The organism is Nocardia sp. NPDC003979, from assembly GCF_053605015.1.
On record NZ_JBSGIJ010000008.1, the window covers coordinates 43,085 to 67,584 of the forward strand.

Here is a 24,500-nt window from a genome sequence, read left to right on the forward strand (position 1 = left end):
TGGATCAGTGTGGGGTCTGCTGATAGACGTCCGGGATGCCGTCGCCGTCGGCGTCGACGTGTTCGGCCTCGTCGAGGCGGCGGTAGACGCGGTTGCGCGCGCGCAACACGATGGTCGCCAGCAGGGCCGCGGCCAGCGTGCCGCCCAGCACGCCGATGCGGACGTGGTCGGCGCGGGTGTGGTCGTCGGCGAAGGCCAGTTCGCCGACCAGCAGCGACACCGTGAAGCCGATGCCGCCGAGCAGCGCGACACCCGCGACGTCCACCCAGGCCAGGTCGGCGTCGAGTTCGGCGCGGGTGAGTTTGGCGGTGAGGTAGGTGGTCGCGGTGATGCCGACGAGCTTGCCGACGACCAGGCCCGCGATGATGCCGAGCGTCACCCGGTCGGCGAGGGAATCGGTGAACCCGCTGAGACCGCCGATGGTGACACCGGCCGCGAAGAACGCGAACACCGGCACCGCCACCCCGGCCGAGAGCGGGCGGATGGTGTGTTCGAACCGTTCGGCCAGGCCGTGTTCGGTGTCGGTCTCGCCGCGTCCGGCCAGTACCGGAACGGTGAAACCGAGCAGCACGCCCGCCACCGTGGCGTGCACGCCGGAGGAGTGCACCAGCCACCACGTGACCAGGGCCAGCGGCACCAGCAGGAACGGCGAACTGATCCGGCGCTGCACGGCGACGGCGAACAGGGCGATCGGGATCAGGGCCAGCGCCAGGTAGGGCAGGTGCAGTTCGCTGGTGTAGAAGACGGCGATCACGGTGACGGCGAGCAGGTCGTCGACCACGGCGAGGGTGAGCAGGAAGGTGCGCAGCGCGGTGGGCAGGTGGGTGTTGATCACCGCGAGCACGGCGAGCGCGAAGGCGATGTCGGTGGCGGTGGGGATCGCCCAGCCGTCGACCGCGCCGCCCCGGTTGATCGTGAAGTAGATGAGCGCGGGCACGGCCATTCCGCCGACGGCCGCCACCACCGGCAGCGCGGCGCGGCGCGGATCCCGCAGGTCGCCAGCCACGAACTCGCGTTTGAGTTCGAGGCCGACGACGAAGAAGAAGACGGCGAGCAGCCCGTCGGCGGCCCACTGGCTCAGCGTCAGGTTCAGGTGCAGTGATTCGGGGCCGACGCGGTAGTCGCGCAGTGCCACATAGGCATCCGCCCATGGCGTATTGGCCCAGACCAGGGCGACGATCGCCGCGACGATCAGCAGGACGCCGCCGACCGTTTCGCGGCGCAGCACCTCGCTGACGCGACGGGCCTCGGGCCAGCTGCCCCGGGTGAGAACGGTGCGGCGTGCTGCGCGGATCATCCGTGCCGGGGAGTGGTAGGTGCGGACATGTGGGTTCCCGTCTTCGCTCGAACCCCACTCGACGGAATTCGAGCCGGGCTGCCGACCAGACTTCCCGGCGCACCGAGCCTAACTTTGCCGCACCGACCCACCCGGTGCAAACCGTGCGCGTCGCTAGCCGAGGGCGAAACGCAGCAGCGCCTGCTTGTCGCCCTGCTTGATCTTGCCCTTGCGATCGAGCACCTCGAGCTGCCACACCGGGCCGTTGCGGAAGGCCCGCGCGATGGCGTTGGCGTTCTCGGCGCCGAGCAGCGACGGCCAGATATCGGCCACCGGCTGGCTGTCGGCGCCGGTGGCGTCGTAGATCTTGAACGAGACGTTGTTGGCCTTGTCGAACGAGGAACCCTTCTTGAACGCGGCCGCGACGAACACGATGGCGTCGATCGCGGTCGGCACATTCGCGAAGGTGACGTGCACGGTCTCGTCGTCGCCCGCGGCCGCGCCGGTCTGCTCGTCACCGGTGTGCAGCACCGCGCCGTTGCCGAGCGGGTCGAGCGAATCGAGACCGGCGAAACGCACCGGCTCGCCACCCTGCATCAGGACGGCGACGAGGTCGAGGTCGACGCCGCGCTTGCGCCGGGCGATGCCGAGCAGTCCACCGCTGGAACCGGCCGACGGGTCCCAGCTCACCCCCACGCTCATCTTGGTGATACCGGCGAGATCGGCCGCGCCGTCTTCCTTCTTCAGAGTAATCACAGCTCCGAGGCTACGGACTTCCCGAGTTGCCCGCATGCCCAAGCGATTTCGGTGCCTCACCACCATCCGAGCACGGGGCCGATGGCGCGGCCGAGCGCGTCGGCGAGGGTGCGCGAGTAGGTGGCGGTGAGGTGGTGCTCGTCGTGGTAGATCAGCACATTGCCCTCGGCGACGGCGCAGACGGTCGGGCCGCACACGGCGTCGGTGAGGTCGACGGGGAAGACGTGCGGGAAGGGTGCCGCCGCTTCGCGCTGCGGGTCGATCGGGTCGAGTGCGTCGCTGCGGCGCATGCCGCAGCTGATGCGGTCGCCGCCCGAGGCCAGGCAGTCGGTGGCGCGGTAGCGCACGCCGTCGCGGCGCAGCCACGGTGTGTCGCGCAGGGTGAGCACCGCGAGGCCGCGCTCGGACAGGGCCGTCCACACATCGAGGAATTCCGGCGGGGTCTCGTCGCCGCCGGCGTCGCGGGGCCGGGTGCCGATGGTGAACACCCAGTCGGGGCGGTCGGTGCCGAGCCGGTCGATCACCTCGCGCGACCAGTCCCGGCAGTCGGGGATGGGTTCGCCGTTGTAGGTGGCGTCTTCGGCGAGGGTGAGCGGGCACCCCATCTTCAGATACACCTGGATGCGGAAGGAATGCTCCTCGGCCAGCACCTGCAGCGCGGGCAACCAGTGTTCGACGTGGGAGCTGCCCGCCATGGCGATGGTGCGTTCGGCGTCGGGGTCGCCGTAGGTGCAGGTGACGACGGAGCGGGTGTTCCAGTCGGCGATGCAGCCGTCGAGCGTCGGCGGCGGCTGGTCGTTGCGGGCCTCGAAGAGGTTGGGCCGCAACGGTTCGGGCGCGACGGGGGTGTTGGCGGTGAGTGCTCGCGCCCCGGGGTACCTGGTCGCCTCGACGTCGGTGGTCGCGGCCGGTGGCGCCGCTCGCACGACGGCGAACTCCCAGGCCGACGCGGTCGCCACCACGGCCGCGAGCAGTGCCGCGATGCCCGCGGTGACCAGGCGCCTGCCGGGCCTGCGGGTCTTGGCGCGCAGTGGTTTCTCGATCAGCTGGTTGGTGAGCCAGGCCAGTGCCAGCGACACCGCGATCACGCCGGTGCCACCGAGCAGGTCGACGTCGGTGCTGTCGCGTTCGGTGAGGAAGAAGATGAGAATCGGCCAGTGCCACAGGTACAGCGGGTAGGCGAGTTCGCCGAGCAACCGCATGTGCCGGTGCGCGAGCAGCCGGTTGGGGCCCTCCCATTCGTGGCGTGGCACGTTCGCGACCGACACGATTACCGCGGCTGCGGCGAGCACCGGAAGCAGGGCGGCCGGGCCGGGGAAGCGGTTGGCGGCGTCACCGATCAGCCAGCCGCACAGCACGACTCCCGCGATGCCGAGGGCGGCCAGCGGCGCCCGGCACCAGCGCGGCAGCACCAGGTACGGTGCGGCGACCGCGAGTGCCGCGCCGATCAGCAGTTCCCAGCCGCGCGCGAAGGTGTCGTAGTAGTTCCAGCCCTGATGGGTCGCGGTGCCCCGGGTCGCGTACACGAATGATGCGGCGGCAGCGGCGATCACGATCACTCCGACCACGGCTCGCGCCTGGCGCAGTCGTGCGCACACCGCGACGAGGATCAGCGCGACCAGATAGAACTGGCCCTGCACCGACATCGACCAGAGGTGTTGCAGTGGGCTCACCGACGGGTCGGCGGCCAGATAGTCGGCCCAGGTGAGCGCCAATTCCCAGTTCTGCGCGAACAGCAGCGAGGCGAGCGTCTGCGCCGCGACCGCCGACCACTGGGTGTAGGGCAGCAGCAGCGTGGAGGCCACCAGTACCCCGGCCAGCACCACCGCCATGGCAGGCAGCAGCCGCCGCGCGGTCCGGCGCACCACCGGCCACACCCACCCGCGTGGACCGTGCTCGGCGCGGCGCAGCAGCATCCCGGTGAAGAAGTAACCGGACAGCACCAAAAAGACGTCTACGCCACCCGACACCCGGCCGAACCAGATGTGGAAAACCACCACCAGGGCGATCGCGAGGCCACGCAGACCGTCGAGGTCGGAGCGGTATTGCACTGTGCCGCTGCGTTGTTCGGCCGTCGAGCCCGAACCTGCCGAGGTCTCCGGCGAGAGAACCGAGGGTGACCACGCCATGTCATGTGACTATCACGCGGCCCGCGTGGATGTCACATCGAGGCATCGAAAACCGTGCGCCGCAGCGAAGATGGTGCGACGGGTTTGCCTTCCACCCGAACAGACGCCAAAATTTCGGGAAGGGACGCGGACATCACCGAATCGATGCCGCGCGGGGCTGGGAGAGACCTGTGACACGCGAAGATCCGCCCGCCGGGGGTGCCGACGATCAGGGTTCGTGGTGGATGACACCGCGTGCCGACGGACAACAGGCCGATGCCGCCCCGCCGACGGTGCGCGCGGATGCGTCCGGTTTCGGGCAGCAGCCCCCGCCGAGCCAGCCGCAGTGGCCGGTCGGTCAGCAGAGTCAGCCGTGGCAGCAGCCGCCGGTGAGTCAGCCGTGGCAGCAGCCGATGCCCGGTCAACCCATGCAGGGTCAGCCCATGCAGGGTCAGCCGATGCAGGGTCAGCCGATGATGGGGCAGCCGCAGTGGCAGCAGCCGCGGCCGCCGTACGCGCGGTCCGGATCGTCGTCGACGCCGTGGCTGATCGGCGGTGCGGTGGTCTGCGCGTTCCTCGTGCTCATCGTGATCGCGGTGGTGATCGGCGGCAACTCCGATTCCGATTCGCCCGTCGTCGCCGCGGCCACCACCACGTCCTCGACGGTGCCGTCCACCTACTCCACCACCTCGGCCGCACCGACCTCGAAGCCGTTCGACTGGAACTCCCTCGACAGCGCGTCCACCGACGACACCCCGCTCACCGTGAAAGCCCTGCTGCCGCAGAGCTTCACCGACTCCAAGGGCGTGCTTTACACCCTGCGCGCCAGCGGCGAACACGGGTGCGACCAACCGGGCAACTCCGACAATGTGTCGTCCGCGATCACGTCCAACGGGTGCACAACCAATATCACCGGCTCCTACATCGACAAGGACGACCACATCCTGGTGTCGGTGAACGTGCTGGTGTTCCCCTCCGACTCCGCCGCCCGCTCCGCCTACGACACTCTCGACGGCCAGACCCAGGACTGGGGAATCTGGTGCCCCACCACGGGTCTGGCCAGCGATACCTGCCACGGCGACATCATGTCCGCCACCCGGGTGCAGTGGTCGGCCTACAGCCACCGCTACTTCACCCAGGCCACCGGCATCTATATCGACCTGTCCGACAACAGCAGTCTCGAGGAATGGTGCAAGGCGGGCGCCAACGCGGCGGCCACCACCGTCGGCCCGAAGAACTACTGGCAGAAGTGATCAGCGCGGTCGTCGCTCGGCGAGCAACGCCGTGAACTCCTCGGCGTAAGCGAGCTGGCGGCGTAGTTTCGCGACGCTGTCCTCGGCTTTGGCGTGCAACGCGGCGAGCAGTTCACGGGCCGACGGGTTACCGAGATCGTCGAGCGCGGACAGCAATTCGCCCATCTCGGCCAGGGTGAAGCCGAGCGGCTTCATCCGGCGGATCACCAGCAGCCGGTCGATATCGTCCTCGGTGTACAGGCGGAACCCGCCCACGCTGCGTGCCGAGGGCCGCACCAGGCCGACCTCGTCGTAGTGCCGAATCGTCTTGACCGACAACTCCGTTCGTTCGGCGACCTGACCGATCTGCAAATGCGCGCGGGCGGGCATCTCAGTGCCCTGCCAGGTGCCCGGAGAGCCTGCCGTGGCGCTGTTCGGAGGCCGCGTCGAGCCCGACGATCTCGACCTTCTTGCCCTTGGACTCGTACTTGGTGGTGATCGCGTCCAAGGTGGCGACCGTCGAGGCGTCCCAGATGTGCGCGTCGGACATGTCGATCACGATATTGCGTGGGTCGTCGACATAGTCGAATTGGTACACCAGGTCGTTGCTCGAGGCGAAGAACAGTTCGCCGCGCACCTTGTAGACCCTGGTGTCGATGTCGCCGTCGTGGTCGATATCGGCCTCGCCGATCTTCTCGACCTCGGTGAAGTGGGCGACGCGGTGGGCGAAGGCAACCATCGCGGTGAGCACGCCGGTGATCACGCCGTAGGCGAGGTTGTGCGTCGCCACCGTGACGGCGACGGTGACCAGCATGACCGTGGTCTCGGCGAAAGGCATGCGGCGCAAGGTTTTCGGGGCGATCGAGTGCCAGTCCAAGGTGCCGACCGACACCATGATCATCACGGCGACTAGGGCGGCCATCGGGATCAGGGCGACGATGTCACCGAGCCCGACGACCAGGATCAGCAGGAACAACCCGGCCAGGAACGTCGAAATCCTGGTGCGCGCACCGGAGGACTTCACGTTGATCATCGTCTGGCCGATCATGGCGCAGCCGCCCATACCGCCGAAGAAGCCGGTCACCACATTGGCCACACCCTGGCCCCAGCCCTCGCGGGTCTTGTCGGAGTGGGTGTCGGTGATGTCGTCGACGAGCTTGGCGGTCATCAACGACTCGAGTAGGCCGACCAACGCCGTCGCCAACGCGTACGGGGCGATGATCTTCAGCGTTTCCAGCGTGAACGGCACATCGGGGATCAGCCAGGAGGGCAGGCTCGACGGCAGCTCGCCCTCGTCACCCACGTTCGGGACGTCGAGCGAGAACACGAGGGTCGCGGCGGTGAGCAGCACGATCGCCACCAGCGGGGCAGGGACGACGTCGGACAGCTTGGGCAGCAAGACCATAATCGCGATACCGATGGCGACCATCGGATACACCAGCCACGGCACCCCGAGCAGGTGCGGGATCTGCGCGGTGAAGACGAGGATCGCCAGCGCGTTGACGAACCCGACCATCACACTGCGCGGGATGAACCGCATCAACCGCGCGACCCCGATCACGCTGAGCACGATCTGCAGCACACCGGCGAGGATGACCGTGGCGATCAGGTAGTCCAGTCCGTACTGCCGCATAACGGGTGCGATCACCAGGGCGACAGCGCCGGTCGCGGCCGAGATCATCGCCGGGCGGCCACCGACGAACGCGATGGTGACGGCCATGGTGAACGACGCGAACAACCCGACCCGCGGGTCGACCCCGGCGATGATCGAGAACGAGATGGCCTCGGGGATCAGTGCGAGCGCGACCACCAGCCCGGCCAGTACTTCCGTGCGGAGCCGGCGCGGGCTGCGCAGCGCGGCCATCACCGACCCTTCGGTCTGTCTACTGGCGGACACAGGTGTCCCCATCGGCTGCTCCCAACGAAAAAGTGTCGCTCTCACGGCGCTCGGCCGGCACGAGCGGACGCCCGTGCGATCGACCGACTCTACCCTCCCGTAAGGGTAGAGTCCGTCGCCGGTGGTCACGAGGAGATAACCCCGGGGTGCGAGCTTCGCCACTGCCGCCCGCGCTCGTGACGGGGGAGTGGGCGCTGGATTCGGCGATCGACGGGGGTTCTCGCGCGATCCGCGCCCAGGTCACGAACTGGTCAAGGGCCCAGATCACATGGAAAGTGCCAGGTGGCGCGCCTAGGGTCGGTTACCGAGCTCGACGAAATGGAGTATTCGCCAAGAGGAAGTCGGGGGCGGACATTGCTTCGCAAGAGACCCAGTACACAGACGTGCCGTGACGCGGTGGAGTTGGCTGTGCGGGCACCGTCGGTGCACAACACCCAACCGTGGCGGTGGCACATCGGGCACGGCCGCGTCGACCTGTTCGCCGATTTCGGCCGTCAGGTCACCGCGACCGATCCGCGCGCTCGCGCGCTCACGGTGAGCTGCGGTGCCGCGCTGCACCATCTGACCGTCGCCTTCGCGATGCTCGGCTGGCACGCGGTCGTCGAACGGTTGCCCGATCCCGCGCGGCCCGATCACCTCGCGCGGGTGGAACTCACCCCGCGCTCGCCGAGCGATCACGACATCCGGTTGGCCGCCGCCATCCATGAGCGCCGCTCCGACCGGCGCCGCTTCCCCGACCTGCCCATCCCGGCACGCGACCTGCGGACGGTGTCGCGCTGTGCCTCCCGGTTCGGCGCCGCGGCCCGCCACGTCCCCGACATGCTGCTGCCCGAGCTGGCCGAACCCATGCGCTCGGCCGCCGCCCGGCACGCCGTCGACGGTGACTACCTCGCGGAACTGAGCGAGTGGAGCGGTTGCCACGGTGAGCTCACGGGAGTGCCCGCCCACAACGCCCCCGCGCCCCGCCGCCCCGACGAACTACCGGTGCGGGTCTTCGCCGACGCGCAGCTGTCGGAATTCACCGACGAACCCGACGCCGCGCACTGGCTGGTGGTGTGTACCCCGCGTGACACCCGGCTCTCCCAGCTGCGCGCGGGCGAGGCGACGAGCGCCATCCTGCTCGAAGCCACCCGGCTCGGTCTCGCCACCAGTCTGCAGTCCGAACCCCTCGGCATGCTCGACCTGCGCGACCAGATCCGCACCACGGTCCTGCAGGAATGTGCCTTCCCGCATGTGATGGTCCGCCTCGGCGTCATGCCCCACGCCGCCGCACCCCTGGAATCCACTCCTCGCCGCCTCGTGGACGACGTCATAGAGTACGACGAAACCGTGTTCGCCATGGCCTAGTTCTCCGCCCGGCAGTCCCCGTCAGCGCCGCCGCCCGATCCGGGTGCGCGGCGCTGACGTGCGTTCGGGCTCGAACGAAATCGGCTCGCCATCCGTAATCATCTCCATGACACGGCGATATACGACTGTATCGCCAGACGCGTACTGCCGCTTCGGACAACGATACGTGCGGGTAACCCTGCCTCGCGGTACACATACGTGGCAGAAGAAGGCAGACTGCCAGCAATCGCGAGTTTCGCAACCTCACCCGTCCGGGCCAGGTCCTTGGAGAATTGTGGAAGGAGTCGGCGAGTGTTCAGCCGTATCGCCATCGTGAATAGGGGAGAGGCCGCTATGCGCCTCATCCATGCCGTGCGTGATCTGGCGGCGGCGACAGGACTACCGATCGAAACGGTGGCCCTGCACACCGACGTCGACCGCACCGCGACCTTCGTGCGCGAGGCCGACATCGCCTACGACCTCGGGCCCGCCTCGGCCCGCCCGTACCTCGACCTCAAGGCGCTCGAGAAGGCACTGGTCGCCACCAAGGCCGACGCCGCCTGGGTCGGCTGGGGCTTCGTCGCCGAGGACCCCGCCTTCGCCGAGCTGTGCGAGCACATCGGTGTCACCTTCATCGGCCCGAGTGCCGACGCCATGCGCAAGCTGGGCGACAAGATCGGCGCCAAGCTGATCGCCGAGGAAGTCGGCGTCCCGGTGGCGCCGTGGAGCCGCGGCCCGGTCGACACCATCGACGACGCCATCGAGGCCGCTGGCCGCATCGGCTACCCGCTGATGCTGAAGGCCACCGCCGGTGGTGGTGGGCGCGGTATCCGCGTCATCACCAACGAAGCCGAACTCGTCGACGCCTACGAGCGCACCAAGCAGGAAGCCGCCCGCGCCTTCGGCAGCGGTGTCGTGTTCCTCGAGCGCCTGGTCACCGGTGCCCGCCACGTCGAGGTCCAGGTGATCGCCGACGGTCAGGGCAGCGCGTGGGCGCTCGGTGTGCGCGACTGCTCGGTGCAGCGACGCAACCAGAAGGTCATCGAGGAATCGGCGTCGCCGGTGCTGAGCGCCGAGCAGACCGCCGACCTGAAGGCCTCGGCCGAGCGGCTCGCGATCGCCGTCGGCTACTGCGGCGCGGCCACCGTCGAATTCCTCTACCACCCCGGCGATCAGCTGTTCGCCTTCCTCGAGGTCAACACCCGACTCCAGGTCGAGCACCCGATCACCGAGATCACCACCGGTTTCGACCTCGTGCATGCCCAGATCCGCGTCGCCTCCGGCATCAAGCTCGAGGGCACAGCGCCCGCCGAGCGCGGCCACGCCATCGAGGCCCGCCTCAACGCCGAGGACCCGGATCGCGACTTCGCGCCCGCCCCCGGCCGCATCGTCCGCCTCGACCTGCCCGCGGGCCCCGGTATCCGCGTCGACACCGGTGTGAGCGAGGGCGACACCATCCCCGCCGACTTCGACTCGATGATCGCCAAGATCATCGCCTACGGCCGCGACCGCGACGAGGCGCTCGGCCGGTTGCGCCGGGCCATGGCCGAGACCCGCGTCGTCATCGAGGGTGGTGCCACCAACAAGAGCTTCGTACTCGACCTGCTCGACCAGCCCGAGGTGATCGACGCCAGCGCCGACACCGGCTGGATCGACCGCGTGCGCGGCGAGGGCCGCCTGGTCACCCACCGCCACTCCACCGTCGCCCTTGCCGTCGCCGCGATCGACGCCTACGAGGAAGACGAACGCGCCGAACAGCACCGGCTGCTGTCCACCGCGTCGGGTGGCCGTCCGCAGGTGCAGCATCAGAGCGGTCGTCCGCTCGACCTGAAACTGCGCGGCGCGAGCTACCGCGTGCGGGTGGCGCGCATCGGCGCGCACCGTTTCCGCGTCGGCATCGAGGCCGGTGCCGATTTGCGCACCGCCGATGTCGATCTCGATCGTTTCGATCGCCACACCGGCCAGATCGTCGTCAACGGCACCCGGTACCGCCTGATCACCGGCACCCACGGCCCCACCCACGTGGTCGATGTCGACGGCATCACCCACCGCATCAGCCGCGACGAGGGCGGCGTGGTCCGTTCGCCCGCGCCCGCGCTGGTCGTCGGCACCCCGCTGGAAGTCGGCGCCGAGGTCGAGGCCGGTGCGCCGGTGCTCGTGCTCGAGTCGATGAAGATGGAAACCGTGCTGCGCGCGCCGTTCCGCGCCCGCCTCAAGGAATGCGCGGTCTCGGTCGGCACCCAGGTGGAGACGGGCGCGCCGCTGCTGCGCCTGGAACCGCTGGCCGACGACGACGCCGAGGACACCGCCGCCACCGGCACGGTCGTCCTCGACCTGCCCGCCGAGCCGACCCCGCGGAGCCCGCACGAGCGGATGTCGCGTGGCCTGCAGGACCTGCGCAGCCTGCTGCTCGGCTTCGACGTCGACCCGCACGACAACAGTCGCGTACTCGACGACTACGTCATCGCGCGCAAGGAAACCGTCGCCGACAACATCCGCCCGCTCGGCGAGGAACTCGAACTGGTGCAGGTCTTCGCCGACCTCGCCGAACTGAGCCACAACCGCCCGGCCGACGACGACGGCGCCCACAGCCACGTGCACAGCGCCCGCGAGTACTTCCACACCTACCTGCAAAGCCTCGACGTGGAGCGGGCCGGGCTGCCCGAGTCCTACCAGGCCAAGCTGTCGGCCGCGCTCGGCCACTACGGCATCACCGAACTGGACCGCACGCCCGATCTCGAGGCCGCCGTCTTCCGGATCTTCCTGGCCCAGCAGCGGCCCGCCGAGACCGGCGCGGTGATCACCACCCTGCTGCGCGAATGGCTCACCGAACCCATGCCCGATCAGGTGCTGCGCGAACCGGTGGGTCTTGCCCTCGAACGGCTCGTCGCCGCCACCCAGGTCCGTTTCCCCGTGGTCGCCGACCTGGCCCGCGGCCTGGTGTACGCCTGGTACGGCCAGCCGCTGCTGCGCCGCAACCGCGCCCGCGTCTACACCAATGTCCGCAGGCACCTGAGCTACCTCGACGCCAACCCGCAGGCCTCCGACCGCACCGAGCGGATCGCGGAGATGGTGCGCAGCACCGAACCGCTCGTCCGCCTGCTCGGCCAGCGGTTGCAGCGCGGCAAGGGCGACCACACCGCCATGCTCGAGGTGCTCACCCGCCGCTACTACGGCAACAAGGGCATCACCGGGGTTCGCACCGAGCAGGTCGGTTCGACCACCTTCGTCGTCGCCGAACGCGCCGGGTCGAGCCTGGTCTCCACCGCGGTGAGCTTCGCCGCGCTCGGTACCGCCCTGGACGGGCTGGCCGAGCTGGCCCGCGGCGCGGTGTCCATCGACGCCGACATCTACCTCAGCTGGGAGGACCAGCCCGAGGACTTCGACGCCATGGCCGTTGCCCTGCAGGAAGTGCTCGGCGCGCACCCGCAGCCGAACCAGGTGCACCGCATCACCGCCACCGTCGCGGGCAGCGGCGGCTCGGTCATGCACCACCACTTCACTTTCCGTCCCTCGGTCACCGGCATGGCCGAGGAGCGGCTCATCCGTGGCCTGCACCCCTACATCGCGCAGCGCATGCAGATGGAGCGGTTGCGCAAGTTCGACCTCACCCGCCTGTCGTCCTCGGACGAAGAGGTCTACCTGTTCCGTGCCGTGGCCAAGGAGAACCCCTCCGACGATCGCCTGATCGCCTTCGCCCAGGTGCGTGACCTGGCGGCGCTGCGTGAGCAGGACGGCAGGCTGGTCGCGCTGCCGACGGCCGAGAGCGCCATCGCCACCTGTGTCGATTCGATCCGCCGGGCCCAGTCGCGGCGCCCGTCGGCCAAGCGGCTCAACACCAACCGCATCGTGATGTACATCTGGCCGCCGATGGATGTCACCCGGGCGGAACTCGAGACCATCGGTGGTCACGTGCTGCCGTCGGCGGCGGGTGTCGGTCTCGAGGAGATCCTGCTCATCGCCCGCCAGCGCGATCCGCAGACCGGCGAGCTGAACAAGATCGTTGTGCGGATCTCCTTCGACGCCACCGGCGGCACCGAGGTGACGGTCGGTGAGCGCACCGACGAAGCTGTCGAACCGCTCGACGAGTACCGCCAGAAGGTGCTGCGCGCGGCGGCCCGCAACACGGTCTACCCCTACGAATTGACCGGGCTGCTCGGCGAATTCACCGAGTACGACCTCGACGAGAACCACGCGCTCGTCCCCGTCGACCGGCCGAAGGGCCACAACAAGGCGGCGCTCGTGGCCGGTGTGGTCACCACGCCGACCGCGCGTCACCCCGAGGGTGTCACCCGCGTGCTGCTGCTCGGTGACCCGACGAAATCCCTTGGTGCCCTTTCGGAGCCGGAGTGCCGCCGGGTGATCGCCGCACTGGATCTGGCCGAGCAGATGCGTGTGCCACTGGAGTGGTACGCCCTGTCCTCGGGTGCCCGTATCTCGATGTCCTCGGGCACCGAGAACATGGACTGGGTCGCGGCCGCGCTCAAGCGGATCGTCGAATTCACCCAGGACGGCGGCGAGATCAATATCGTCGTCGCGGGCATCAATGTCGGCGCCCAGCCGTACTGGAACGCCGAGGCCACCATGCTCATGCACACCAAGGGTGTGCTGGTGATGACGCCGGATTCGGCGATGGTGCTCACCGGCAAGCAGTCTCTGGACTTCTCCGGTGGCGTGTCGGCCGAGGACAACTTCGGCATCGGCGGTTACGACCGGGTGATGGGCCCCAACGGTCAGGCGCAGTACTGGGCGCCGAACCTCGGTGCGGCGCGCGATGTGCTGATGTCGCACTACGAGCACACCTACGTCGTCCCCGGTGAGTCCGCACCGCGCCGGGCCACCAGCACCGACCCCGTCGACCGGGACATCTCCAGCTTCCCGCACACGCTGGCCGACAGCACCTTCGCCACCGTCGGCGAGATCTTCTCGGCGGCCGCGAACCCGGATCGCAAGAAGCCCTTCGACATTCGCACGGTGATGCGCGCGCTGGCCGACCAGGACCACCCGGTGCTGGAACGCTGGGCGGGAATGGCCGACGCCGAGACCGCCGTGGTGCAGGACGCGCACCTCGGCGGAATCCCGGTGTGCCTGCTGGGTATCGAGTCGCGCAATGTGCCGCGTCGCGGCCTGGTGCCGACCGACGGTCCCGACACCTACACCGCGGGCACCCTGTTCCCGCGCTCGTCGAAGAAGGCCGCCCGCGCCATCAACGCGGCCAGTGGTAACCGTCCGTTGGTCGTGCTGGCGAACCTGTCGGGCTTCGACGGTTCGCCGGAATCGATGCGCAAGCTGCAGCTCGAGTACGGTGCCGAAATCGGCCGCGCCATCGTCAATTTCGACGGTCCCATCGTGTTCTGTGTGATCTCGCGCTACCACGGCGGTGCGTTCGTCGTCTTCTCGAAGGCGCTGAACCCGAACATGACCGTGCTCGCCCTGGAAGGTTCGTTCGCCTCGGTGCTCGGTGGCGCACCCGCCGCCGCCGTGGTGTTCGCCGGTGAGGTCAACGCCCGCACCGCCGCCGATCCCCGGATCGGCGAACTGGAGGCGCGCGTGGCCAACGCCTCGGGCACCGACCGGGCGACCCTGGCCGCCGAACTCGACGAACTGCGGTCGTCGGTGCGCGCGGAGAAGCTGGGCGATGTGGCCGCCGAATTCGACCGCGTGCACAACATCCAGCGCGCGGTGGAGGTCGGCTCGGTCGACGCGATCGTCAGCGTCGCCGACCTGCGCCCGCGCATCATCGAAGCGATCGAAACCCGCCTGGGCTAGGCGATTTCGGTGACCGGCCGCCCTGCTCGGGCGGCCGGTCACAGCTTCGTCATGATTCCGCTCGCCCGAACTGGGTAATTCTCGGTTGGCAGCCTGTCGGCTGTCGATCGAGAAGGGATATGGTTTGTCGATTTCCGCTGACGAATCCCAGAGTCGAAATCCGAACAAAGGTTACATTGCCCTTTTGGGCTGGAGTTTGAACGCCGTAGCGGCTGTCGATCGTTTCGATCGGCGCTACATCGTGGTAGCCCCCGCATGGGCGCAAGATTATTGCACAGAACACAACATTCCCTATATTCCATGGGATTTCGAACGTCTCAACGATCGTTCGATGGAGATCGCGGAAACGCTGAAGGATCTGGGCGTCGACGTCGCCATCCCGATCTTCGAGGAAACCGTCGAATGGGCGGGCGCGATCAATTCCGTGTTGCTCGACAATCCGCGCCTGCTCGGTCAGGCCATGTTGCTGCGCGACAAGTCGCTGATGAAGCGGCGCGCCCAGCTCGGCGGCATCCGGGTCGGCATCTTCGAGGAGGCGCACGACCGTGACGACGTGGCCCGTTTCCTCAAGCGGGTCAACCAGACCCTGCTCAAGCTCGACGGTGACCCGAACGACCCGATCCACCTCAAGGCCTTCGACAAGGCCGGCTGCCTCGGTCACCGCGTGATCCGCACGCCCGACGAGATCGACACCATCCCCGACGACGAGTTCCCCATGCTGATGGAATCGCATCTCGACGGCTGGGAGTTCGCGGTGGAGGCCTGGGTACACAAGGGCCGTATCTGCTTTCTCAACATCTCCGAATACGTCACCCTCGGCTATTCGGTGTTCGTTCCGGCCACTCCTGAACTGGAGAAGTATCGGCCGGAGATCACCCGTCAGGTCGAAAAGCTCATCAAGACCTTCGACATCGAGTTCGGCTTCATCCATCCCGAGTACTTCGTCACCAGTGACGGTGAGATGTACTTCGGCGAGGTCGCCTACCGGCCACCGGGTTTCAAGGTGTTCGAACTGCTCGAACGCACCTACGGTTTCAACGCCTATCACGCGCTGGTGCTGGCCTTCGACCCGAAGACCACCGACGAGGAGATCGACGCCTTCTTCCCGAAGGAAGTCGTCGACGCCACCGGGCACGCCGGATGCTTCGGGGTGTACCCGCGCAGGCGGGTGGTCAGCCAGCTGTCGATTCCACCGGAGACCGAGGACCACGACTATTTCGAGTCCCACGAGCTCACCGAGCCGTTGGCCGAGAAAGTCACCAAGCGAACAGCTTTCGGCAACCATTGGGGCCTGCTCTACTTCTTCGGTGACGATCCGTACACTCTGCGGGATCTGCTGAAGCGACAAGAAGAGCTCGACTTCTACATCTGATCGGATCGGCGATTGAGTCCAAGCGACCAGGCGACGCTCGACAAGCGTCTCGCCACCCTCGACCACGCCACCGGTGCCCTGCACGACACCGGCGAATTCGGCAGGCAGGTGAAGCTGCCGCGAGTGCTCGACGCGCTGCGCCGGGTACTGCTGGTGCCAGGCGGGTGTGCGGCGGTGCGCGAGCGAGCGCAGCGCCTCGAGGCGGCAGGCCTGTTCCTCGGCACCGATTGGGCGCAGCCGCAGATTCTCATTCCGGCGCTGAGCACCGGTTCGCTGCGCAGTGCCAATGCCGACACCGTTGTGGTGGAGGCGGTGAGCGACCTGCGGTTGCTCGCCGTGGCCAAGGGTGATTACGAGCATTCGCTCATCTCGGCCGCGGCGGCCACCGAGCACCTGTCGCAGGTGCTCGCGGTGAATCTGTCGCTGCTGTTCTCGCCGCCCACCGAGGCCGAGCGGGAGCAGCAGGGGCGGATGGCGCAGGTGTCGCGCGAGCTGCTGCACTACCTGGTCGCCGAGGTCGGGTACGAGAAGGTGCTCGAGAATCTCGTGGACGAGATCTGGCGCATTCTGCGACAGCGGCCCATCCAGGTGGACGCGGTGAAGCGGATGATCACCCAGATCGCCGTGGCCAGAGCCAATCCCGATGTCGATCTCGGCGCAAGTGGACTCGGCGCCGACCGGCTCATCAGCAGTCTCTACGGCACCACCGAGGGGTGCCGGGAGGATCCCGGCGTCGAGATCTACCGCGCCCGCCTCGAATCCATGGACGACAGCGCCCTGCAGTACGAGGCGACAGGTTTCGCGCGTTCCATGCACGACACCGGCCTGGTATCGCCGTATCATGCTGTGCTGCTGCGCTTTCTGCTCGGCAAGGGTGAGTATCTGCTCGGTGAGGCGATGGGCTTGTCGAGCACCGGTCGCGACAGCCTGCTCTGCTACCACGAACTCGTCCGCACCCTGATCGAGCAAGCCGTGTTCGTCGAAACAGCGCAGTGTGTCTACGGTTTGGCGTTGTTGCTCGAACGCGGCATCCTCTATCAGCCGCCGGTGGCGCCCGCGCTGTGGCGGCAACTGTCGCTGCGCCTGTCACCGCATTCACAGCAGCGGTTGACGCAGGTGTTCGGCGCCGTGCCCGACCCGCGCGCGCGGTTGCTCGCCGGGGTGCTGTCGGTGCTCGGTCAGCCGCTCGGCATCGGCCAGGGCGACAACCCCACCTGCCAGTCGGCGCGGGCCCTGTCGATGTGGGCCTACAACGACCCCGACTACCTGCTGCAATCGGTGGTGTGGGCCGCGCGCGACGACGAGATCGTCATGCACTTCGAAGGTCAGCCGTTGTCCTCACGCGAGCACGGCGACCAGGCGAACGCGCTGCTGCACCACGACCTCGACCCGGTATCACTGCTGGTCGTGCCCCATCTGGACCGCATCTACGCCGAAATGGGCCGCCGGTGCGCCGGCCGTGAGGGCGACCCGCACCGCTGGATCAACCCCGAATTCCACGGCTGGTGGTCCGGACGGGGTTTCCGCATCAATGTCGATGTCGCCACCGGCAATCTCGTCGATCTCGACGATTTCCAGCGCCACTTCTACGCGAGCTATCACCCCTTCTACAACGGCAATCAGCCGGTGATCCACCCGCAGCCCGCCGGTATCGCGGTCACCGACAGCGCTGCCCGCTTCGTCGGCTGGCACGCGATCACCGTCCTGCGCGTGAGCCTCGACCCGCAGGGCAAGATGCGCGTCTACTTCTACAACCCCAACAACGACAGCGGCCAGGACTGGGGCGACGGAGTAGTCGTCGGCACCGCCGGGCACGGCGAACGCTTCGGCGAAGCGTCACTGCCCTTCGAGCAGTTCGCCTCACGGCTCTACATCTTCCATTTCGACCCGCTCGAGCCCGGGGAATCGGCAGCCGTGGACCGCGCGGAATTGGATCGGGTCACCGGCTACATCCGGCGCAGTTGGGGTGCGGACCGCCTGCCACCGGAAGATGGTGTGGCCGAACAGGATTAACTGTGTGTCGCGAGGTAGACCAGCGTGGCCACGCCGAGTGCGAGCGCGCCCAGAATGCCGCCGGCGATGGTGTCGGCGCGATTTGTCGCGATCCCGCGTTCGATCCGGTCCCACCCGACGAACGCCGCGCCGACCGCGATCACGGCGGCGGGCACCGCGAGAAACTCACTCGCGAACGGGATCACGGAGAATCCGCACGCGAAGATGCCGAGGACCAACGAGAGCAGTCCCGCACCGTTGCGCGGCGGCGGCACCTGGGGTCCTGGCATTCCCCGAGCGTAGCGGGAGGGGCGTCGGCGGGCACTGCGCCGCCGACATCATGCCCAGGGCTGTGAACCGTGACGGCGCGCTCGTCGCCGGGATCGGCGTGTCGCTGATCGGTTGCTGATCTGATCTCGGCATCTCTTCTATTTCATTTTCGTTCGGAAGTTACTCCGCGTTATATCGTGCAATTCCCTGTTCGAATGTGCTGATGCTCAGGATGAAATGGGGTTGTCGACATGGTGGTCGGGGCAGAGAAGGGTTCGCTGAGGGGAAGCCATCGCGCGGTTCGGGTGCGTGCGCGGCGGCCGTTGCGGGTGACGGAACTGGTCACCGGGGCGATGGTGTTGCTCGCCGCGGGTGGCGCCATGGCAGGGCCGGTCGTCGCGGCCGTGCTGGTGTATCGGGCCGGTGGGCCGCAGGTCGGCACCGCCGTCACAGCCTCGGTGGTCGTGGCGGTCCTGGCGGTGGCGGCAACCCTGGTCACCGGAGTGTGGCTGCTCGCCACGGCGTGGAGTCGTCGCACCCCACATCCGGCGCCCGGGACCTCGACCGTGCGAATTCCGATGTCCACCGGCCTGCGTCCCCGGCTGGGAATGACCGGCGTCGCCGTGCGAGGTGCGCCATGACGGCGGCAGAGCGGGTCGGCGTCGTCGAGTGCCATCGGTGCCGGTTGTTCGTCGAGGTTCTCGACCGGGACCGGTGCGGGACGCGGCTCGCCCAGCTTCTCGCACGCGCCAGGCAGCACTGGACCAGCCACAGCGATCGCGCCGTGTTCGGTCCACGAAACCACTGGGACGGCATCACCCTCGACGATGCCGTCCGGTGCCCCGGCGACCTGGTCGAGGCGGCCGCGGCCGGTTGCGGCTGCGGTGACCAGGCCGAGGACCTGGCCACCGTCCTCATGCTGCTCTCGGGCTGTCCCGTCGTGGTCGAGCCGGTCGCGGGGCAGCCGTGTTTTCTGCTGTCCCTGTACGGCCTGGCCGACGACGATCTCGGTCTCGCCGAAACCCTCGTCCAGGTCTTCGAACTCGACCATGCCCTGCGCGTCGTCGACCGGACCAGCTGGACCGTTCCGGTCGCCGCCCGCTGACCCTCAACCGCGCACCGCGAGCGCGTCCACCTCGAACAGCATTCCGGGCAGGGCGAGCGCGGCGACGCCGAGCAGCGTCTGGGTGGGTGGTCGCTCACCCCAGATCTGCGCGATCTTCTCGCCGAGCACGGTCAGCTTGTCGAGGTCGTGCTCGACGATGAACGTGCGCAGCTGAGCGACGTCGCTGTAGTCGAGACCCGCTGAGCGCAGCGCGGTTCCGAGGTTGGCGAAGGCCCGCTCGACCTGTCCGGCGAAGTCGTCGGTGGTGGTGTGTCCCTGTGCGTCCGAGTCGTACTGACCCGCGATCAGCACGAGCTCACCGCTCACCTTCGCGACATGGCTGTAGCCGAATCCGGTGGGATCGTGCAGGTCGGCTGGGTTGCTGATATCCAAAGGCATGGCGTCTCTCCTGTGTGCGCGAATGGCCGGCACAGGGGAGACGACGCACCGCCGGACAGTGTGACAACCGCTAGCGTGCGTCCAAGGGGTGGGGTCCGGTACCGAACGGGTTGGGCTCGTCGTCGGCGAGAACGCCCACGAAGGGCTCGCCCTCACCGGCGAACACGTACGCGCCGTCGGCGATGCGCTCGATGAGGCCGCGCGTCCACCTCGCTTCGCTGTCGGCCGAGTCGACCCACATGTGCATGATCTCGCCGATGTGCCCGAGCTGCCCCGGTCCCTGCTCCGGGGTGTAGTACTCGGTGACCGAGGTGCGCCACTGCTCGAGCTTGCCGATGCGCTGTTCGAGCAGGGTCATCACCTCGTCGCGGGGGAGGTCGACCATGAATCCGATGCCCGCCGAGAGCATGTCCACCTTCTGGTCGTAGGAGGTGAGGGCCTCGCGCAGCAGGGTGAAGTATTCCTCGGTGCCCGCCTCGGTCAGCTCGTACTCGACGCGCGGAGGTCCGCCGACGGTGCTCGGCGCGACTTCGTGGGCGAGCAGGAGTCCCTGCTTGGCCGACTGCTTGAGCGCGTGGTAGATCGACCCGGGTTTGGCGTTGGACCATTCGTGGGCGCCCCAGAACTCCAGGTCGTTGCGCACCTGGTAGCCGTGTGCGCGCCCGTGCTGACGGACCGCGCCGAGAACCAGCAGCCGGATCGCTGACATGGCCGTCTCCCTTCCGCGTGATGGCAACCAAAGGTAGCAGCGGATCAAGTTTGACTACTCGAGTCAGTAATCAAGTTTGACTAATCGAGCATACGCGCGTACGTTGGCCGATCTAGTCAAGTTTGATTAATGGAGGGTGAAGTGAGCGACCACGAGATAGTCGTCGAGGGCCTGCGCAAGAAGTACGGCGCGAAACAGGCGCTCGACGGACTCGACCTGGCTGTGCGCACGGGCACCGTGCACGCCGTACTCGGCCCGAACGGCGCGGGCAAGACCACCGCCGTGCGCATCCTCGCCACGCTGCTTCGCCCCGACGAGGGCCGGGTGGAGGTGGCCGGTCTCGACGTGCGCACCCGGTCCGACGAGGTCCGCGCCCGCATCGGATTGCTCGGCCAGCACGCCGCCGTCGACGAGGAACTCAGCGGCCGCCAGAACCTCGAGATGTTCGGTCGGCTCTACCGGTTGGGCGCACGCGGTGCGAGCGCACGCGCGCAGGAACTGCTGGCCCGTTTCGGGCTGGCCGACACCGGCAAGAAGGCGGTCAAACAGTACAGCGGCGGCATGCGACGCCGGCTCGACCTGGCCGCCTCGCTCATCTCCGCGCCGCGGGTGCTGTTCCTGGACGAGCCGACGACCGGGCTCGACCCGCGCGGGCGCACCGAGGTGTGGAACTCGGTGCGCTCCCTGGTCGACGGCGGCACCACCGTCCTGCTCACCACCCAGTACCTCGAGGAAGCCGATCAGCTGGCCGACCACATCTCGGTGATCGACCACGGCAGGGTCATCGCCGACGGCACGGCCGACGAACTGAAGGCCGACACCGGCGGCGACCGCATCGACGTGGTGCTGCGCGACCCGGCCCACCTGACCCGCGCGGCCGCGCTCATGCCCGGCGATCCGGTGATCGATGAGGACCGCCGGATGGTCAGCGCCACCGTCGGCGACCGGATCGTCGCTCTCACCGAAACCGTCCGGGCATTGAGCGACAACGGCATCGACGCCGAAGACATCGCGATCCGCCGCCCCACCCTCGACGAAGTGTTCCTGCACCTGACCAAGGAGAACGCGGCATGAGCGTGACTCACACCCACCCGGCTTCGACACTGAGCGCGGCGCTGGCCGACTCCTGGACCATGACCCGGCGCGAACTCGCGCACTGGGCGCGCCAACCCGTCCAGGTGGGCGTCGGCCTGGTGTTCCCGGTGATGATGCTGCTGATGTTCGGCTACCTGATCGGCGGCGGACGCGGCATCGACGGCGACTTCACCGACTACCTGGTCCCCGGAATGCTCACCATGACAATGGTTTTCGGCCTCGACGCCACCATGGTCGCGGTGACCCAGGACCTCGGCAAGGGCGTGATCGACCGCTTCCGTTCGATGCCGATGAACTCGGCGGCGGTGCTGGTCGGGCGCAGCGTCGCCGACATGCTGTCGTCGGTGCTCGGCCTGGCCGTGATGATCGCGGCCGGGTACGCCATCGGCTGGCGCTGGCACGACGGACCCGCCGCGTTCCTGGCCGGCGTCGCGCTGTTGCTGCTGTTGCGTTTCGCGATGCTGTGGATCGGGATCTATCTGGCGATGGTCGCGGGCAAACCGGAGCTGGTGCAGACCGTGCAGCTGCTGATCTGGCCGCTGAGCTTCCTGTCCAACGCCATCGCCTCACCCGAGTCGATGCCGTCCTGGCTGGGCGCGGTCATCGAATGGAACCCGATGTCGGCCACGGCCACCGCCGTGCGTGGCCTGTTCGGCAACCCGGTCGCCGCGGGCGACTCCTGGGCTGCCCACCATGCGGAACTGCTGGCGGTGGCGTGGCCGGTGGCGTTGATCGCGGTGTTCTTCCCGCTCGCGGTGCGGCGGTTCCGCGACCTGAGCCGCTGACCTATTCGACGGTGACGCTCTTGGCCAGGTTGCGTGGCTTGTCCACGTCGCGGCCGAGGGCGAGGGCGCAGTGATAGGCCAGCAGTTGCAGCGGGATGGTGAGCAACATCGGGTCGAGTTCCGGGGCGACCTTCGGCACCCGGATCACGTCGTCGGCGATGCTCGCGGGCAGGTCCGCGTTGGTGACGGCGATGACCGGGCCACCGCGGGCCTTGATCTGCTCGATCGTGTTGATGTTCTTGGCCAGCAGTTCGTCGTCGGGGACGATCACCACACTCGGCATCTCCGGGTCGATCAGGGCGAGCGGGCCGTGCTTGAGTTCGGAGGCCTGATACGCCTCGGCGTGCACGTAGCTGACTTCCTTCAGCTTCTGCGCGCCCTCGCGGGCCACCGGCCAGGCACGCACCCGGCCGATGAAGAACATGCTGCGCGCCTTGGCGTAGCGCTGGGCGATCTCGGCGATGGCCGCTTCGTCACCGATCAGCTGGTCGATGGCGTCGGGCACGGCGCGAAGCCCGTCGACGATGCGCTGCCCGTCGGCGGCCGAGAGGTCACGCACCCGCCCGAGCAGCAGGGCCAGCATGGTGAACGACACCGTCATATTCGTCAGCGCCTTGGTCGAGGCGACCGAGATCTCGGGGCCCGCGTGCAGGAACACACCGGCACCGCACTGGCGGGCGATCGCGCTGCCCACCGCGTTCACCGCACCGATCACCCGGCCACCCTTGCGCTGCAGTTCCTGCACCGCGGCCAGGGTGTCGAGGGTTTCCCCGGATTGGCTGATCGCCACGTACAGCGCGTCGGGGTCGACGACCGGATTGCGGTAGCGGAACTCCGAGGCCGGTTCCGCCGTGGCGGGGATGCGGGCGAGCTCCTCCACCAGTTGCGCACCGAGCTGACCTGCGTAATAGGCCGACCCGCAGCCGAGGAACACCACCTTGCTGATGCCGCGCAGTTCGCGGGCGTCCATGTTCAGACCGCCCAGGCGCGCGGTGGCGAAGCGGTCGTCGAGGCGGCCGCGCAGGGCCCGGCGCACGGCCTCGCTCTGCTCGGCGATCTCCTTGCGCATGAAGTCGGGGTAGCCGCCGAGCGCGTAGTCCTCGGCGGCCATGTCGATGGTGGTCGGTACCTTGTCGGTCTGCTCGGGTTCGGCGCCGAGGGTGCTGGTGCGGAATCCGTCGGCGCGCAGGGTGGCGATCTCGCCGTCGTCGAGGAACACCACCCGCTGGGTGTGGTGCACCAGGGCGGCGACATCGGAGGCGATGAACATCTCGCCGTCGCCGACACCGAGCACGATCGGGCTGCCGTTGCGGGCAACGACCAGCTCGTCGGGCCGGCGCGCGTCGAGCACCAGCAGCCCGTAGGTGCCCTGCACGCGGTGCAGCGCGGCGCGCACGGCGGCCTCGAGGGAGTCGGTGACGTCGAGCTCGGCCGCGATCAGATGCGCGATGGCCTCGGTGTCGGTATCGGAGACCAGCTCCACACCGAGCGTGGTGAGCTCGGACCGCAGCTGTTCGGCGTTCTCGACGATGCCGTTGTGTACCACCGCGATTCGGCCGCTGGTGTCGGTGTGCGGGTGGGCGTTGGCGTCACTCGGCTCGCCGTGGGTGGCCCATCGGGTGTGCGCGATGCCGACATTGCCGGGCAGTGTGGCGGTATCGCCCTTGTCGCGCAGATCCTGCACCCGGCCCTGTGTCTTGCGAACCCGCAATTTGCCCCGGTACGGCAGTGCAAGACCCGCCGAGTCGTAGCCCCGGTACTCGAGTCGATGCAACCCTTCCAGCAGCACCGGAACCGCTTGCCGATGCCCGACGTACCCGACGATTCCACACATGCCGGCTCCTTTACCCGTAGACGATGCGCCGCAACTGCCGTTCGGTGAACCGGGGAGCCGCCACCGGCCGCTGCGCGAGTTCGCCCGCGAGCAACCGCCAGATCTCGGCATTGCGCACCTGCCGGGCCTGCAACTCCCCGTGCCTGCGGCGCACGAACTCCTCGGCCGTCTCGTCGAAATATCCGACGATATCGGCGACCACTCGAGCCGCGACCCGCTCCGGAAGCCCCGTGGACATGGCCACATGCCGCACCAGCTCCGCCGAGGATCCGTCGTTCACCGCCGCAATCTTACCCGCCGCGATCGTTTCCGCCAAGTTCCCTGCCCGATTTCGGGCAGAATCGTTGCTCATGGCACCGCGCGCGCATTCGGCGGACACTGGAACCATGGTCGACAGAGAACAACGCACCCCCTTCTACGGGGTGGTGCTGATTCTCGTAGCGCTGGGAGCAACCATGGCGGTGACGTTCTACGGTCCGACCTGGCTGCGCGTCGTCGTGTACCTCTTCATGGTCGTAGCCATCATGGTCGGCGGCGTCATGACCTTCCGCGATTACTCCCGCTGAGCTGCGATC

At 68.2% G+C, this 24,500-nt stretch carries 20 protein-coding genes; 10 read left to right on the top strand and 10 right to left on the bottom strand.

Going from position 1 to position 24,500, the window contains the following annotated elements; all coding sequences use genetic code 11:
• Positions 1–4: 4 nt before the first annotated feature.
• From nhaA to ACWEVR_RS18465, 3 genes are all read right to left on the bottom strand, one after another.
• A complete protein-coding gene (gene nhaA / locus ACWEVR_RS18455) occupies positions 5–1,294 on the bottom strand; it encodes a Na+/H+ antiporter NhaA (protein WP_452468080.1) in 1,290 nt (429 codons plus the stop codon).
• A 156-nt stretch (positions 1,295–1,450) separates the two neighbouring features.
• A complete protein-coding gene (locus tag ACWEVR_RS18460) occupies positions 1,451–2,032 on the bottom strand; it encodes a TerD family protein (protein ID WP_067496979.1) in 582 nt (193 codons plus the stop codon).
• A 56-nt stretch (positions 2,033–2,088) separates the two neighbouring features.
• Positions 2,089–4,161, bottom strand: coding sequence for an acyltransferase family protein (locus ACWEVR_RS18465; RefSeq protein WP_452467930.1), 2,073 nt, complete (start codon positions 4,159–4,161; stop codon positions 2,089–2,091).
• A gap of 170 nt (positions 4,162–4,331) precedes the next feature.
• Here ACWEVR_RS18465 and ACWEVR_RS18470 point away from each other — a divergent pair, with 170 nt between their 5' ends.
• Positions 4,332–5,393, top strand: a complete 1,062-nt coding sequence (locus ACWEVR_RS18470; RefSeq protein ID WP_452467931.1) for a hypothetical protein — start codon at positions 4,332–4,334, stop codon at positions 5,391–5,393.
• Here the strand turns inward: ACWEVR_RS18470 and ACWEVR_RS18475 are convergent, their stop codons facing one another.
• Both ACWEVR_RS18475 and ACWEVR_RS18480 read right to left on the bottom strand, forming a co-directional pair.
• Positions 5,394–5,762, bottom strand: a complete 369-nt coding sequence (locus ACWEVR_RS18475) for a MerR family transcriptional regulator (RefSeq protein WP_452467932.1) — start codon at positions 5,760–5,762, stop codon at positions 5,394–5,396.
• 1 nt (position 5,763) lies between these two features.
• Positions 5,764–7,281: a SulP family inorganic anion transporter gene (locus ACWEVR_RS18480; protein ID WP_452467933.1), complete on the bottom strand. Its 1,518-nt coding sequence runs from the start codon at positions 7,279–7,281 to the stop codon at positions 5,764–5,766.
• 306 nt (positions 7,282–7,587) lie between these two features.
• Here ACWEVR_RS18480 and ACWEVR_RS18485 point away from each other — a divergent pair, with 306 nt between their 5' ends.
• The 4 genes from ACWEVR_RS18485 (at position 7,588) to ACWEVR_RS18500 (ending at position 17,749) form a co-directional block, all read left to right on the top strand.
• Complete coding sequence (locus tag ACWEVR_RS18485) at positions 7,588–8,616, top strand: Acg family FMN-binding oxidoreductase (RefSeq protein WP_452467934.1); 1,029 nt, start codon at positions 7,588–7,590, stop codon at positions 8,614–8,616.
• 291 nt (positions 8,617–8,907) lie between these two features.
• Entirely contained in the window at positions 8,908–14,364 is a 5,457-nt protein-coding gene (locus ACWEVR_RS18490) for an ATP-binding protein (RefSeq protein WP_452467935.1), read from the top strand.
• A 331-nt stretch (positions 14,365–14,695) separates the two neighbouring features.
• Positions 14,696–15,736: an ATP-grasp domain-containing protein gene (locus tag ACWEVR_RS18495; RefSeq protein ID WP_225280910.1), complete on the top strand. Its 1,041-nt coding sequence runs from the start codon at positions 14,696–14,698 to the stop codon at positions 15,734–15,736.
• Positions 15,737–15,748: 12 nt separating this feature from the next.
• Positions 15,749–17,749, top strand: a complete 2,001-nt coding sequence (locus ACWEVR_RS18500) for a hypothetical protein (RefSeq protein ID WP_452467936.1) — start codon at positions 15,749–15,751, stop codon at positions 17,747–17,749.
• Here ACWEVR_RS18500 and ACWEVR_RS18505 read toward each other — a convergent pair.
• The gene (locus tag ACWEVR_RS18505; protein WP_181697801.1) at positions 17,746–18,018 is read right to left on the bottom strand and encodes a hypothetical protein; all 273 of its coding nucleotides are present in this window, start codon (positions 18,016–18,018) and stop codon (positions 17,746–17,748) included. The genes ACWEVR_RS18500 and ACWEVR_RS18505 overlap by 4 nt on opposite strands.
• A gap of 231 nt (positions 18,019–18,249) precedes the next feature.
• Here ACWEVR_RS18505 and ACWEVR_RS18510 point away from each other — a divergent pair, with 231 nt between their 5' ends.
• Positions 18,250–18,639 carry a hypothetical protein gene (locus ACWEVR_RS18510; protein ID WP_452467937.1) on the top strand — a complete coding sequence of 130 codons (390 nt, stop codon included), beginning with the start codon at positions 18,250–18,252 and terminating at the stop codon, positions 18,637–18,639.
• Positions 18,636–19,103: a hypothetical protein gene (locus ACWEVR_RS18515; RefSeq protein WP_452467938.1), complete on the top strand. Its 468-nt coding sequence runs from the start codon at positions 18,636–18,638 to the stop codon at positions 19,101–19,103. The genes ACWEVR_RS18510 and ACWEVR_RS18515 overlap by 4 nt, the downstream gene beginning before the upstream one ends.
• A 3-nt stretch (positions 19,104–19,106) precedes the next feature.
• Here the strand turns inward: ACWEVR_RS18515 and ACWEVR_RS18520 are convergent, their stop codons facing one another.
• Both ACWEVR_RS18520 and ACWEVR_RS18525 read right to left on the bottom strand, forming a co-directional pair.
• Complete coding sequence (locus ACWEVR_RS18520; protein WP_067642604.1) at positions 19,107–19,502, bottom strand: RidA family protein; 396 nt, start codon at positions 19,500–19,502, stop codon at positions 19,107–19,109.
• 70 nt (positions 19,503–19,572) lie between these two features.
• Entirely contained in the window at positions 19,573–20,211 is a 639-nt protein-coding gene (locus ACWEVR_RS18525; RefSeq protein ID WP_452467939.1) for a PadR family transcriptional regulator, read from the bottom strand.
• Positions 20,212–20,352: 141 nt separating this feature from the next.
• On the opposite strand from ACWEVR_RS18525, the gene ACWEVR_RS18530 reads away from it, so the two are divergent.
• Together ACWEVR_RS18530 and ACWEVR_RS18535 are read left to right on the top strand one after the other, a co-directional pair.
• Complete coding sequence (locus tag ACWEVR_RS18530) at positions 20,353–21,285, top strand: ATP-binding cassette domain-containing protein (RefSeq protein WP_452467940.1); 933 nt, start codon at positions 20,353–20,355, stop codon at positions 21,283–21,285.
• Positions 21,282–22,091: an ABC transporter permease gene (locus ACWEVR_RS18535; RefSeq protein ID WP_452467941.1), complete on the top strand. Its 810-nt coding sequence runs from the start codon at positions 21,282–21,284 to the stop codon at positions 22,089–22,091. Before ACWEVR_RS18530 ends, ACWEVR_RS18535 begins: the two co-directional genes overlap by 4 nt.
• Position 22,092: 1 nt before the next feature.
• Here the strand turns inward: ACWEVR_RS18535 and glmS are convergent, their stop codons facing one another.
• Complete coding sequence (glmS, locus tag ACWEVR_RS18540) at positions 22,093–23,925, bottom strand: glutamine--fructose-6-phosphate transaminase (isomerizing) (protein WP_452467942.1); 1,833 nt, start codon at positions 23,923–23,925, stop codon at positions 22,093–22,095.
• Positions 23,926–23,935: 10 nt separating this feature from the next.
• Complete coding sequence (locus tag ACWEVR_RS18545; RefSeq protein ID WP_225280923.1) at positions 23,936–24,205, bottom strand: hypothetical protein; 270 nt, start codon at positions 24,203–24,205, stop codon at positions 23,936–23,938.
• Between the two features lie 106 nt (positions 24,206–24,311).
• Between ACWEVR_RS18545 and ACWEVR_RS18550 the strand changes: the two genes are divergently transcribed.
• Positions 24,312–24,491, top strand: coding sequence for a hypothetical protein (locus tag ACWEVR_RS18550; RefSeq protein WP_357399567.1), 180 nt, complete (start codon positions 24,312–24,314; stop codon positions 24,489–24,491).
• Positions 24,492–24,500: the final 9 nt, after the last annotated feature.